This is a genomic window from Paenalcaligenes hominis (assembly GCF_011927625.1).
Lineage (GTDB): Bacteria > Pseudomonadota > Gammaproteobacteria > Burkholderiales > Burkholderiaceae_B > Paenalcaligenes > Paenalcaligenes hominis.
Genome location: NZ_JAATIZ010000002.1, coordinates 259,392 through 272,678, shown reverse-complemented (window position 1 = coordinate 272,678; position 13,287 = coordinate 259,392). Strand labels below are relative to the sequence as shown.

Genomic DNA, 13,287 nt, shown 5'->3' with positions numbered 1-13,287 from the left:
CTTAGTGAGGGTGATGTAAATAGGGCTGCAACCAACTTAAACCAGCCCCGGTATGGTGCGCGGGGATGTATTCGCAGCCTATCCAGCCAGAATACTGTAGCTGTTTTAAAAAATGAAAAATAAAATCGTAGTTCAACTCGCCTAAATGGGGCTCGTGGCGCCCAGGGGTGTTCGCAATTTGTATATGGGCAATATAGGGCAGTAATCGCTCTAAGCTAAAGCAAATATGGCCCTCCATGCGTTGGGCATGGTAGATGTCAAATTGCAGTTTGATATTATCGTGATTGAGCTCGTGCACGATATCAAGGGCTTGCTGGCTGTAATTTAAAAAATACCCAGGCATATCAAAGTGATTGATGGGCTCGATGCATATAATACGATCGTGCTCTGCGGCGGCCTGGGCTGCGTAGTGTAAGTTTTCTAAATAACACGTTAAAGCCGCTGTTGTAGAAAGCCCTTCGGGTTTGATGCCCGCCATGCAATGGATAAGTGAATTGCCCAACGTACACGCATACTCGAGAGCAAGGTGCACACTGTCTTGAAATTCTTGGCGTCGATCGGGTAGACAGGCTAAGCCGCGCTCCCCCGCGCCCCAGTTACCTGCAGGCAGGTTGAAAAGGACTTGTTCAAGCTGATTGTCGTCCAGAAGCTGACGCAAAGCGGTGGCAGTATGGTCATAAGGAAAAAGGTATTCCACCCCCTTAAACCCTGCCGCCGCGGCATGAACAAATCGTTTTTGGAAATCGTATTCGGTAAATAATAAGCTAAGATTGGCGGCGAACTTGGGCATGCCTTTTCCCTATAAAGTGACTTTAAACGTATAGTTGATAATAGCCAGTGCCTACGAGTTAGGCTAGGGGGAGCATTCCTGAGTCGTCATGATTAATTCAGCGTAGGTCTATATGAGTCGATATACCGAAATTCGTAGTTTCGTTTTGGTGGCAGAGCGAGGCAGTTTCGCGGCAGCGGCCGTGGTCGAGGGCGTGACTCCCGTGGTGCTTGGGCGCCGTTTAGACGCCTTAGAAAAACGACTTGGCGTCAAGTTGATGCATCGTTCTACACGGGGTCTAGTCCTGACGGATCTGGGCGAGCAGTTTTTAGAGCAGTGCAAGCTGTTATTGCACGATTTTGAGATGGCTGAAGCCAGCATCAGCGATCAACACAACACCATGCGTGGACGTTTGATGGTTTCCGCCCCGGCCGCATTTGGCCGCAAACACGTTGCACCCCATGTGTTGGCTTTTAAGCAGCGTTATCCAGAGCTTCATTTAACCTTTAACTTTACCGATAGTGTGATTGATTTGGTCAATGAAGGCTATGACATGGGCATTCGGGTTGGCGCTGTGTATGACCCCAACTATGTGGCGGTGCGGCTGTATCCTAACCAACGTGTGGTGTGTGGTACGCCTGCTTATTTCGAGAAACACGGCGTGCCGCAAACCCCTGAAGACTTAGTGCACCACAACTGCTTGGCCTTTAACTTACAAGGCGGACAGCAACATGGGTGGACTTTTATACGCAACGGCCGAGTTTTTTCTGTGCGGGTTCAAGGCGACCTGGACAGCAATGAGGGCGAGCTACTGTACGACTGTGTGAAAAAAGGCTGGGGGATAGGGTGGCGTTCGATGTGGGAAATCCAAGCAGAGTTGCAAAAGGGCGAGCTCATAACCGTATTAGATGACTATGCAATGCCGGATTACGATATCCAAGCGGTGTATCAGCAGCAGCGTTATGTCCCTGCCAAAGTCCGTGTGTTCACTACGTATTTAAAAGAAATTTATAATCAGCCCGGCTATTGGCAGGGCTGAGTGTGCATGCGCTAAGCGTTATTTTTTATCCGACCACAGTACACCGCCCGTGGCCCAGTCTTCACGTTTAATGTCTTTGAAAATGACATGGACGGCCTCGGGTTTACAGCCAAGCACATCACAGGCTTCGGCAGTAACGCGTTCGACAAATTTTCTTTTTGTGTCCGTGTCGCGCCCAGCAAATAACTCTACGGTAATTAAAGGCATAATGATGCTCACAAAGTAAGTCAAGTAAAACGATTAGCCTACCTGCTTACCTAAGAGTCTGCAATGAGGGTAGTCGCCATACAGCCGCTTTGATAGAACAAAAAGGTTGTATCTAAGCGTAACCTTAAGCGTTCTTGGGCTAGCGTGCTGCATGATAAAGAGTGAGACGCAATAAAGCACGACAAACTACACGGAATGATCGGTACACCGTGCTATCTAAAATGCATGGCAACCAAGGATTTACATTACAATTTAGCGTGATGGAATACGTGTCTTGTAGCAGTTGTATCGATCCGCGTCTTCGCGTTGTTACAAATACGTCTCATAATTAATAATTGAATTTTTAGTGAGGCTAGCAGTGGATTCAGCATCTGCTTGGGATTTTTTAACTTGGCTCTCGATCACCATTGTGGCGTTTGTGGTGGGGGGCATTATTGTCTGGTCAGAGCGTTGGCATGGGCGGTTGACGGGTGATACCGATATGTCCAAACCCCAAGCCACACACTTACGTCCTGCACCACGTGTAGGGGGCTTAGCTATTCTGGCAGGAAGTCTAGCAGGGCTATTGGTGCTTGGCCCCAGCAATATGACCTTGACGTGGTTATGGCCCGTGCTTTTCGTGGCCGCAATGCCTGTGTTTGTCGCTGGCCTCGTCGAAGACATCACTAAAGACGTGGGCTCACTAAAACGCTTGCTAGCCGCCTTTGCCTCTGCTGCTATTGCGTGGTGGTTATTAGGTGGTGTGTCGCGGGTTGGCGTTAGCTGGGCAGATTGGATTCTTGCCTTTTGGCCTATTTCTTTATTTTTTACCATGATTGCCGTAGGGGGCTGTACCCACGCCTTGAACATTATTGATGGTATCAACGGGTTAGCCGGCATGGTTGCTGTGCTCATGGCGATTTCTATTGCGTTAGTTGCTTGGCAGGTTCAAGATTACCCTATTGTTTTAATTGCTACGGCCTTGGCTTCAGCAACATTAGGGTTTTTAGCGTGGAACTTTCCATTCGGGCGCGTGTTTCTTGGCGATGGTGGGGCGTACTTTCTTGGTTTCATGTTGGCCGAGCTAGCCGTGTTATTAGTAGTACGCAATCCTAGCGTATCGCCGTTTTATGCGTTAGCTGTGCTGTTTTATCCTGTGTTTGAAACCCTTTTCTCGATTTGGCGACGTAAGTTTAAACGAGGTGTAGCGGTAGATCAGCCCGATTCATTGCACTTGCATCAATTGATTTTTCGTCGTTTGGTCCGGGTCAGTGTACTCAAAGAAGGGCGGCGCTATGTACCACCTACATCCAATGCCATGGCTTCTCCGTATTTATGGGGATTAGTGCTCATCGGGCTGGTGCCCGCCACCATTTGGTGGGACAACGCTTGGATTTTAAGCGCAAGCTTGGTGGTGTTTATCTGTAGTTATACTTGGCTTTATGCGCGCTTGGTGCATTGGCGTCGTCCAGTGTGGTTATTATTGCCCTCGGTGCGGCGTGCGAAACGAGAGCGGGCTAAATAAGTACGAATTATTTTATTTTGGAGAAGTGTCTTGGAGTTGCAAAACGTAAAACTTGCTGTGGTCGGACTGGGCTATGTAGGCTTGCCTCTAGCTGTGGAGTTTGGCAAGCAGCGTGAGGTACTGGGTTTCGATATTAACCCACGTCGTATTGCTGAATTACACCAAGGGGTTGATCACACTCTAGAGGTTGAGTCAGACGAACTCAAAACGGCTGTGCATCTGCGCTACACCAGCGATGCAGCTGAGCTGGCTCAGGCGAATGTCTTTATTGTGACCGTGCCGACGCCCATTGACGAGTATAAGCGTCCTGATTTGACGCCATTAATTCGAGCTAGCGAAACCATTGGCAAGGTGTTGAAACGCGGCGATATTGTTATTTACGAGTCAACTGTCTACCCAGGAGCCACCGAAGAAGACTGCGTGCCGGTCTTAGAGCGGGTGTCTGGGTTACGCTTTAATGAAGACTTTTTTGCCGGGTACAGCCCAGAGCGTATTAATCCAGGCGATAAAGTGCACCGTTTGCCGTCCATACGTAAAGTCACTTCCGGCTCTACCCCCGAGGTAGCGGATCTAGTCGATGCGTTGTATGCCCAAATTATTACTGCAGGCACTCATAAAGCCCCGTCTATTCGGGTCGCCGAAGCCGCTAAAGTTATTGAAAACACACAACGTGATGTGAACATTGCTTTAATCAATGAGCTTGCTTTAATTTTTAATAAGCTCGACATTGACACCTTAGACGTGCTTGAGGCCGCCGGAACCAAGTGGAATTTCTTGCCTTTCCGACCGGGCCTAGTAGGTGGACACTGTATTGGCGTGGACCCTTATTATTTAACGCATAAAGCGCAGTCTATTGGTTATCATCCTGAAATCATTCTTGCTGGGCGTCGTTTAAACGACAGCATGGGCGCTTATGTGGCGTCACAGCTGGTAAAAAGCATGACGAAAAAGCGCATTCAAGTTCAAGGGGCGCGTGTGCTATTAATGGGTTTAACCTTTAAAGAAAATTGCCCAGACTTACGCAACACGCGCGTGGTCGATATTGTGCGCGAGCTTGCCGAGTACGATGTCAACGTCGATGTGTACGACCCATGGTTAGATGCCGAAGCCACAGAAAAAGAGTACGGCATCGTACCCATTACCCAACCCGATGTCGGTCAGTACGACGGGATTGTCTTAGCAGTGGCTCATGATGCGTTTAAAGAGCTAGGCATAGACGCCATTCGCTCGTTTGGCAAAGCCACCCATGTATTGTATGACTTGAAATATGTGTTGGACAGCTCCGAGTCTGACCTACGTTTATAAGAGGATTTATGTCTAGTCCTTTAGCTATCGAGCAGGCCTGGCAGACCTTGCGTGCCTCCCCTAAAGTGTGGTTAGTCACCGGATGCGCAGGGTTTATTGGATCAAACTTAATCGAAGCCTTGTTGCACCAAGGGCAAACGGTGGTAGGTTTAGATAATTTTGCCACCGGCTTTGCCCATAACCTCACCGAGGTACAGCACAGCGTAGGCCCAGAAAACTGGCAGCGCTTTCGCTTTATCGAGGGCGATATACGCGACGTAGCCGTATGTCATCAGGCCTGTGCAGGGGTGGACTATGTGTTGCACCAAGCCGCCTTGGGTTCAGTGCCTCGCTCAATTAACGACCCGCTAACCACTAATGCCGTTAATATCAGTGGGCATCTAAATATGTTGGTGGCAGCACGTGACGCACAGGTCAGCGCATTTGTTTATGCGGCGTCAAGCTCGACCTATGGCGATCACCCTGCACTTCCTAAAGTCGAACACACCATCGGTAACCCTTTGTCGCCTTATGCGGTCACTAAATACGTGAATGAACTCTATGCACAGGTTTTTGCCCGCACGTATGGGTTTGAAACCATTGGGCTGCGTTATTTCAATGTATTTGGTAAACGCCAAACCCCTGATGGGGCCTACGCGGCAGTCATTCCTAAATGGATTGGCGCCATGATGCGAGGCCAGTCGGTGGTGATTAACGGCGATGGGGAAACAAGCCGAGATTTTTGCTACATTCAAAACGTAGTGCAAATGAATATTTTGGCGGCTTTAGCCAAACCCGAGGCACGCAATCAGGTCTATAACGTAGCCGTTAATGCTCGCACCAATTTAAATCAACTGTTTGATTTATTAAAAAACGAATTGGCCCACAATGGGGTGTCCTACGATTTAGCCGTGCAACATGGGGATTTCCGCGCGGGTGACGTCCGTCATTCCCAGGCAGATATCAGTAAAGCCCAGCAACTATTAGGTTATGACCCTCAGTACACGATTGCGGCCGGCTTAACCGAAGCCATGCCTTGGTATGTTCAATTTTTATCAAAACTATGATGCGATTAAAAAAGGTGACGCGCCTGCATAGCGATCACCAGCGTATCGCCAAGGCGGCTTTCAGAGTCGCCTTTTTCTTGCTCTTGGGCAAGGCAGCAGGGGCTTTTAAAGAAATGGCAGTCGCTTACCGCTATGGTATTAGCGACGTGGTGGATGCGTATCAGTTCACTATGGTCATGGCGAATTGGTTGCCGGTGACCCTGGTGGGAGTACTTTCCATTGTACTGATCCCCGTATTGGTCCACGCCAAAGACGAGAAGCGTTCAAAACGTATACGCTTTGTGAACGAGCTCATGGGCGCAGTCATGGGGTTAGGTCTTGTGCTTGCCGCCTTCATTTGGGTTGTATGGCCTTGGGTGTTGATCTGGGCTGGTAAAGGTTTAGCCCCTGCCGTTAAGCTCATGAGTAGCGAGCTTTTGTGGGCATTTGCGCCAGCAGCGGTCTTAACCCTACTAACTGGCTTGCACGCAGCGCGATTACGCGCTCACGAGCGTCATATTAATACGCTGCTAGATAGTGTGCCTGCTTTTAGTATCTTAGTGTTTGTATTGCTTGCGGGGTCCACCCAGAATGTAGCGCCTTTAGTATGGGGGACTTTAGTTGGCTATATAGTGCAATGCGCCAGCTTATATTATTTGGCACAGCGCGCTGATGGATTTTATGGGGTACCGCGGCTTGGCTATAGTGCAGAGCAATGGCCTGCTTTAGTTCATGCCGTAGGCATTATGTTGATTGGGCAGGTAGCCATGAGCTTTGTGGGGCCTTTAGATCAATATACCGCTGCCACACTGGGTGATAATGCAAACGCCACGCTTGGTTATGCGAGCCGTTTTATTTCTCTTATGTTAGGGGTTGGGGCGGCTTCAGTAGGGCGCGCTGCCTTACCTGTACTGGCCGATGTGACGCGGCGTGGTGATGCCGTACGAGCGCGTACTATTGCATTAAAATGGTCCTTGTCTATGGTGGGCATTGGGTTGGCTATTGCAGCGTTAGCTGCCTGGCTCGCTCCATGGGGCGTAAGCCTCTTGTACGAACGGGGCGCCTTTACAGCCGAAGACACCGCACGCGTTAGCTCTGTGTTACGCTGGGGTTTGTTACAATTACCCTTTTATTTTGGAGTTTTAGTCTTAGTACAATTACTGGCCAGCCAGCACCGTTACGGCATTATGGCGACCATTGCATTAGCTAACTTTGCAGTAAAGGCCTTAATGAACGTTTACTGGGCTCCAAAAATGGGTGTGCATGGCATTATGTTAGCCACGAGCTGTATGTATGCCACCTCCTTTATTTGTTATTTTCTTGTGGCCTTAAAGCCTGCGGGCTTAGTGCAAAAAAGCGCCAAGCCTAAATAAATTATTATGCATATTATGATTGTAATCCACTCGTTAAGGGGTGGTGGTGCTGAGCGCGTAGCGGTAGATTTAAGCGCATACTGGCTACGTTTAGGCTATCAAGTCAGTATAGTCACGCAAATGACCGCAGCAACCGACGCTTACCCCCTGCCCGAGGGGGTGCAACGCTATGTGATGGGAACAGCGCATGCAAGCGGCGGTGGTTTACGTGGGGCCTTGGCCAATTGGCAACGTGTGCGTAAATTGCGCAAACTGATCAAAAAACACAAGCCAGATTGTGTGTTAGGCATGATGACGACAGCATCTGTCTTAGCCGTAATGGCCACAAAAGGGCTGACATGCCGTGTTTTAGTCACCGAGCATACCCATCCACCGTTGCAATCATTGCCGGCGGCTTGGCAAAAATTACGTCGTTGGGCCTATCCCCGTGCACATGCTGTAGTGGCCCTGACCCAAGGCACCGCACAATGGATACACGATCATATTCCGGGGTCCAACGTGGTGGTGATCCCAAATGCAGTCAATTGGCCCTTAAAAAATCAAGAGCCTGTGGTGACTGTACCAAGTAAAGCACAACGCTTGCGTTTATTGGCAGTAGGGCGGTTGCATCCCGTTAAAGGCTTTGATTTATTAATTCAAGCCTTTGCTTTGATTGCGCCGTATTTTCCCGATTGGGATCTGGTTATTTTGGGCGAAGGCGATGAACGTCCGCGCCTGCAGCAACAAATTCAGGAAGCCGATTTAAGCCAACGCGTTCAGTTAATGGGGCGCGTAGGAAATATGGCTGAGTGGTACCAATACGCCGATATGTATGTGCTTAGCTCACGCACCGAAGGGCTGTCTAATACCTTGCTCGAGGCCATGGCAGCGGGTTTGCCGGTGGTTGCGGTGGATTGCGATACCGGACCCAGAGAAATTATTCGTGACAATATTGATGGCATTTTGGTCAACCCCCCAGACGAACCAGAGGCTTTAGCAGCACATTTATCCGACTTAATGGCACGGCCCCTTAAGCGCGCGGCCTTAGCGCGCCGCGCTGTGGATGTCAAAGACCGTTTTTCAGCCGCTTTAGTCATGGCGCAATGGGAACGATTATTGCCCCACCCATTAGCTACAAAGACGCTACCCGCCTCAGACACCACTCCACCCTCTAGCAATCACTAGGCACATTATGAAAATACTGTTTTTTGTGGGTTCAATGAATGCAGGTGGCGCCGAGCGCGTTGCCGCCGAGCTGGCCAATGCTTGGGTGCAGCGCGGCGACGAGGTGTGTTTAGTACCGACCTTTTTAGGTACCACAGACAGTTTTTATCCTTTAGATGGTCGAGTTCAGTTCACGCCATTAGGTCAGCAACTAGGCTGGTTTCCTCCCGGTCTAACCCCTGTACGTAAGTGGCGCGCCATCCGACGTATTTACCGCGAGGTTAAGCCCGATGTGGTGGTGTCATTTCTCACCAATGTGAATGTCAATGTACTGATAGCACTGCGTGGAGTACCTACCCCTGTGGTGGTGTGTGAGCGTACTAATCCGGTGGTTAGTCAAAGTGCAGGCAAACAACTAAAAGCATTACGACGCCGGCTATATCCACGTGCCGCGCGTGTGGTCGTACAGACTCAAGATGCTGCCCATGCCTTTAAAAAGGCCGAGCCTCAGTTGGGCGAGCTGGCGGTCCTACCCAATCCCATCCCGCCAGAGCTAGCCGTAACACCTATGGCACATCAGGTAGAAAAAACCAAAGCGTGTCAGCTAGTGGCGATGGGGCGTTTGGTGCCCGCTAAACAGTTTGAGCAGTTAATCCAAGCTTTTGGCATGATTGCAGAGCAATTTCCAGAGTGGAGTCTGCATATTTATGGCGAGGGGCCAGAACGTGCCAAGCTTGAGCAGCGTGCCGAACTCGTCGGCTTAAAAGATCGAGTGTTCTTACCAGGTAAAACGCCAGAGCCGTGGCAGCAGTTACAACAAGCCCAACTGTTTGTGCTCACTTCTGCTTACGAAGGTTTTCCTAATGTGCTGCTAGAGGCCATGACCTTAGGATTGCCCTGTGTTACGGTAGATTGTCCTAGCGGACCTAAAGAGCTGTCTAGCGAAGGCAGGGACGCTGTATTAGTGCCACTGCATGACCCCACTGCGCTAGAGCAGGCACTAAGCGAGTTAATGGCTGACTCCAGATTGCGTGGGGTACTGGGGTTGCGTGCAGCCGCTTCTGTGCGTGAGCGCTATGGTATGGCAGCGATCCTCGCCCAATGGGATCAGGTCTTTCAGCAGGCCGGTGTGAAAGTTCAGTCATAGGAATCCTCATGAAAACCGAAGCGACAACGCCCTCTCCGTTAGTGGTAGTGCATATTATTTCTGGTCTGGGTCAAGGTGGGGCCGAAACCGTACTCTATCGCCTTGTAACCGCTAAGCAGACGCAAACTCAACATATAGTCATATCAATGAGTGATGCAGGGGTGTTTGGTGAGCGATTGCAGCAAGCCCATGTTGATGTGCATTGTTTGCATATGAAAGGCGTGAAGCTACTGACGGGGTGGTGGGCGTTACGGCGTTTATTAAAAAAACTGCAGCCGGATGTGGTGCAAACGTGGATGTATCACGCCGATTTACTCGGAGGCTTAGCCGCACGCAGTGTGGGTATTAAAACCATTGCATGGGGCATACGAAACTCAGGGGAAAACTTGCATCACAGCAGCCTGAAAGCCCGTGCTGTGGCCTCGTTGTGTGCCAAGGTATCGGGTTGGCTCCCTCAGCAAATTGTGGCGTGTGCAGAAAATGCCGCACGTAGGCACAAACAGTGGGGCTACAAGGCGGAAAAAATGCGTGTCATACCCAATGGCTACGATTTAAGTCAATGGCATCCTCAGCCCGAGCGTGCTGCGGCATTACGAGCACAACTAGGTATAGCGCCCGAAACCCCCATGCTATTAACAGTAGGACGCTGGAATCCATTAAAAGATCATCCTAATTTACTGTCGGCGTTGGGCCGGCTAAAGCGCGCCGGCACAGTTTGGCATGCGGTGTTGGTGGGCGATGGCATAGACAACGACAACGCCGAGCTGATGCGCTTGATTACCCAAGAGGGGCTGCATGATCGCATCACATTACTGGGACGGCGTGATGATGTCCCAGTCATAATGGCGGCCACGGATATTCATGTTTTATCCAGTAAAGCCGAGGGCTTCCCCAATGTGGTGTGCGAAGCCATGGTGTCTCGGGCCTTGTGTGTAGTGACGGATGTCGGCGATGCTGCCCGTATTGTGGCTGAAGAAGGTATTGTTGTGCCTCCCCGCAATGCACAGGCATTGGCCGCTGGCATAGAAAAAGCCCTACAGTTGATCGCTGAGCCTGCTCTTGCGGCACAGCTTGATCGAGCCGCCCAGCGTGTGGCGCAACGTTATAGTCTAAGCACCATGGTTGAGAGCTACGAAAAGCTCTGGCATGACATGCTAAATCAGACACATGACGCTACACGGTCTGTTACTGCCTCAGGTCAAGGGCCGTTGTTGCTGTACGTAGTCAATAACCCGGCATTTTTTGTCTCCCATCGTCTACCTTTAGCCATTGCAGCCAAAAAAGCAGGCTTTACTGTCCAAGTTGCCACCATGGATGGGTCGGCGGTAGCTCGAATCCGCGAGTTAGGCTTTATTCATCATCGTTTGCCCTTAAGTCGCAGTGGCAAAAACCCTTTGGCTGAATTGCGCAGCATTTGGGCTATTTATCGCTTATTTAAACGTGTCCAGCCACAGGTAGTGCATGCGGTTACCATCAAGCCCGTTTTATACGGGGGGATTGCGGCACGTTTAGCGCGCGTTCCAGGCTTTTTAGCTGCTGTGTCAGGTTTAGGCTATATCTTTACCAACGAGCGCGGTGGGCTCATGCGTTGGCTGGCATTGCGCCTTTATGGCTTAGCCTTAAAACACCCTCGTAGTCGCGTTATTTTTCAAAATAGTAACGATCGCGATGTATTGCTAAATGCGGGGGCAGTACGAAGCGAACAAGCGGTATTAATACGCGGTTCAGGGGTGGATCTAGATACGTTTAATTATGTCCCCGAGCCCGATGGCCCCCCTGTGGCCTTAATGGTCTCAAGGCTCCTGCTGGATAAGGGTATTCACGAGTTCATTACCGCTGCCCAAAAAAGCCAAGCTGCAGGCGAGGCGGTGGTTTGGCAAATAGCGGGTAGCCCTGATAAAGGCAATCCGGCTTCCGTCACTGCCGAGCAAATGACGCAATGGCATCAATCCGGCGTAATCCAGTGGCTGGGCGAGCAAACAAATATTGCAGAGCTCTATCACAAGTCGCACATTGCGGTGTTGCCGTCGTATCGCGAAGGCCTGCCTAAGTCACTGATTGAGGCGGCAGCGTGTGGACGAGCTGTAGTCACCACCGATGTGCCTGGGTGCAGAGATGCCATCGAAGCAAATGTGACGGGGCTTTTGGTGCCTGCGCAAGACGCTGATGCCTTGTATGAGGCCATATTAACGCTGGCTAAAAATAAGGCGATGCGCCAACAGTTTGGGCGTGCCGGTCGCGATTTGGCTGAGCGCGCTTTTGATATTAATACGGTTATTGATACCCATTTACGCTTATATGGGTACCTGGCTAAAAATAATTAAGTTATCAGGTGGCACTACCGAGTGCGTGCCACCTGAATAGCGTGAACAGTTAAAACGGTAGCGTTAAATCGGGTCTAAGTTGATGAATGGCTGCTTTAAATTCCTGTTGGATTCGGGCTAAAGCAGCCTCGTTTTGTGCCTCAAAACGTAACACCACTACAGGGGTAGTATTAGAAGCACGCGCTAAACCAAACCCGTCTTCGTATTCAGCACGTATGCCATCAATGGTGATGTGCTCTTTAGCGCTTGGGAACTGGCCTTCGTTAATGAGGCGCTCTACAAAAGCGTGGGGCTCGCCTTCATTCATTTCTAGCTTGAGCTCGGGGGTAGACACGTCTTTAGGCAATGCCTCAAGCACCGCGCTGGGGTCTTGATAGCGTGACAAAATTTCCAATAAACGTGCCGCCGTATAGAGGCCGTCATCAAAGCCATACCAGCGCTCTTTAAAGAAAGTGTGGCCACTCATCTCACCCGCTAAGGGGGCATTGGTTTCAGCGAGTTTTGCTTTAATCAATGAATGGCCCGTTTGCCACATCAACGGTGTGCCACCGGCTTGTTTAATGGCGAGGGCAACATGACGACTGCACTTCACATCAAAAATAATGGTCTCGCCTGGGCGTCGGGTGAGGATGTCTTGGGCGTATAAAATCAGTTGACGGTCAGGCCAGATGATTTCACCATTGCGTGTGACTACTCCTAAACGATCGCCATCACCATCAAACGCCAACCCCAACTCAAAATCGTGCTCTTGGACGTGACGGATTAAATCCACCAGATTGTCGGGGTCGGCGGGGTCGGGGTGGTGGTTAGGAAAGTTACCGTCTACTTCTTCAAATAAAATATCTGTTTCACACCCTAGGGCATCAAAGAGTTGGCGAGCTACTGCACCAGCAACCCCGTTCCCGCAGTCCACGGCCACCCGCATGGGGCGCGCAAGATGAATACTACTTTGAATTTCATTGATGTAGTTTTGAGTGATGCTTTGCTCGATGCGCTGACCTGGTTGATTGGCAACAGGAACAGGATTCAGCATGAGCTGGTAAAGCTGTTGAATGTCATCGCCATACAGCGTTTTGCCCGCCATCATCATTTTAAAGCCGTTGTATTCGGGTGGGTTATGACTGCCAGTGATAGCGACGGCGCTTAATGTATGCAGCATGTTGGCCGCGTAATAAACAAGCGGTGTTGGTGCCAGACCAATATGAATGGTGTTAACACCGGCGCGTTCTATACCTTGCATTAAGGCTTCACCCAATTCAGGGCTGCTATGACGCCCGTCGTAGCCCACCACAATAGCAGGCACAAGCGCCAATGCCGCTTGAGTGCCTAAGGCGTAGCCTAACTTGAATGCGAAATCGGCATTCAGTTGAGTTGGAACAATACCCCGAATGTCGTAGGCTTTAAATACTGAAGCAGGTAAAGCGGTGGTCATGCAGCAGACTCCATGATTA

11 protein-coding genes and 1 pseudogene are annotated in these 13,287 nt (G+C 50.3%); 9 read left to right on the top strand and 3 right to left on the bottom strand.

The features are described 5' to 3' along the window. Window position 1: 1 nt before the first annotated feature. Complete coding sequence (otnI, locus tag GGR41_RS05320; RefSeq protein ID WP_167660967.1) at window positions 2–790, bottom strand: 2-oxo-tetronate isomerase; 789 nt, start codon at window positions 788–790, stop codon at window positions 2–4. Window positions 791–902: 112 nt separating this feature from the next. Between otnI and GGR41_RS05315 the strand changes: the two genes are divergently transcribed. After that, complete coding sequence (locus tag GGR41_RS05315; RefSeq protein WP_077734523.1) at window positions 903–1,808, top strand: LysR family transcriptional regulator; 906 nt, start codon at window positions 903–905, stop codon at window positions 1,806–1,808. A gap of 18 nt (window positions 1,809–1,826) precedes the next feature. Here GGR41_RS05315 and GGR41_RS05310 read toward each other — a convergent pair whose 3' ends face one another. Then, a complete protein-coding gene (locus GGR41_RS05310; protein WP_167660966.1) occupies window positions 1,827–2,015 on the bottom strand; it encodes a 4-oxalocrotonate tautomerase in 189 nt (62 codons plus the stop codon). A 358-nt stretch (window positions 2,016–2,373) separates the two neighbouring features. Here GGR41_RS05310 and GGR41_RS05305 point away from each other — a divergent pair, with 358 nt between their 5' ends. The 8 genes and pseudogenes from GGR41_RS05305 (at window position 2,374) to GGR41_RS13240 (ending at window position 11,836) form a co-directional block, all read left to right on the top strand. Continuing rightward, complete coding sequence (locus GGR41_RS05305) at window positions 2,374–3,519, top strand: MraY family glycosyltransferase (RefSeq protein WP_167660965.1); 1,146 nt, start codon at window positions 2,374–2,376, stop codon at window positions 3,517–3,519. 30 nt (window positions 3,520–3,549) lie between these two features. After that, window positions 3,550–4,824, top strand: a complete 1,275-nt coding sequence (gene tviB, locus GGR41_RS05300; RefSeq protein WP_077734526.1) for a Vi polysaccharide biosynthesis UDP-N-acetylglucosamine C-6 dehydrogenase TviB — start codon at window positions 3,550–3,552, stop codon at window positions 4,822–4,824. An 8-nt stretch (window positions 4,825–4,832) separates the two neighbouring features. Next, window positions 4,833–5,870, top strand: a complete 1,038-nt coding sequence (locus GGR41_RS05295; RefSeq protein WP_167660964.1) for an SDR family oxidoreductase — start codon at window positions 4,833–4,835, stop codon at window positions 5,868–5,870. Further along, a complete protein-coding gene (gene murJ, locus GGR41_RS05290; protein ID WP_209279751.1) occupies window positions 5,867–7,222 on the top strand; it encodes a murein biosynthesis integral membrane protein MurJ in 1,356 nt (451 codons plus the stop codon). The genes GGR41_RS05295 and murJ overlap by 4 nt, the downstream gene beginning before the upstream one ends. A 15-nt stretch (window positions 7,223–7,237) precedes the next feature. Then, complete coding sequence (locus tag GGR41_RS05285; RefSeq protein WP_167660963.1) at window positions 7,238–8,386, top strand: glycosyltransferase family 4 protein; 1,149 nt, start codon at window positions 7,238–7,240, stop codon at window positions 8,384–8,386. A gap of 7 nt (window positions 8,387–8,393) precedes the next feature. Then, window positions 8,394–9,512, top strand: coding sequence for a glycosyltransferase family 4 protein (locus tag GGR41_RS05280; RefSeq protein ID WP_167660962.1), 1,119 nt, complete (start codon window positions 8,394–8,396; stop codon window positions 9,510–9,512). Beyond that, a pseudogene (locus GGR41_RS13245) lies at window positions 9,467–10,543 on the top strand (glycosyltransferase); the annotation flags it as partial. The gene GGR41_RS05280 and the pseudogene GGR41_RS13245, both read left to right, overlap by 46 nt. Before the next feature lie 120 nt (window positions 10,544–10,663). Next, complete coding sequence (locus GGR41_RS13240) at window positions 10,664–11,836, top strand: glycosyltransferase family 4 protein (protein WP_308633641.1); 1,173 nt, start codon at window positions 10,664–10,666, stop codon at window positions 11,834–11,836. A 49-nt stretch (window positions 11,837–11,885) separates the two neighbouring features. Here GGR41_RS13240 and GGR41_RS05270 read toward each other — a convergent pair whose 3' ends face one another. Continuing rightward, window positions 11,886–13,268, bottom strand: a complete 1,383-nt coding sequence (locus tag GGR41_RS05270; protein ID WP_167660960.1) for a phosphomannomutase/phosphoglucomutase — start codon at window positions 13,266–13,268, stop codon at window positions 11,886–11,888. Window positions 13,269–13,287: the final 19 nt, after the last annotated feature.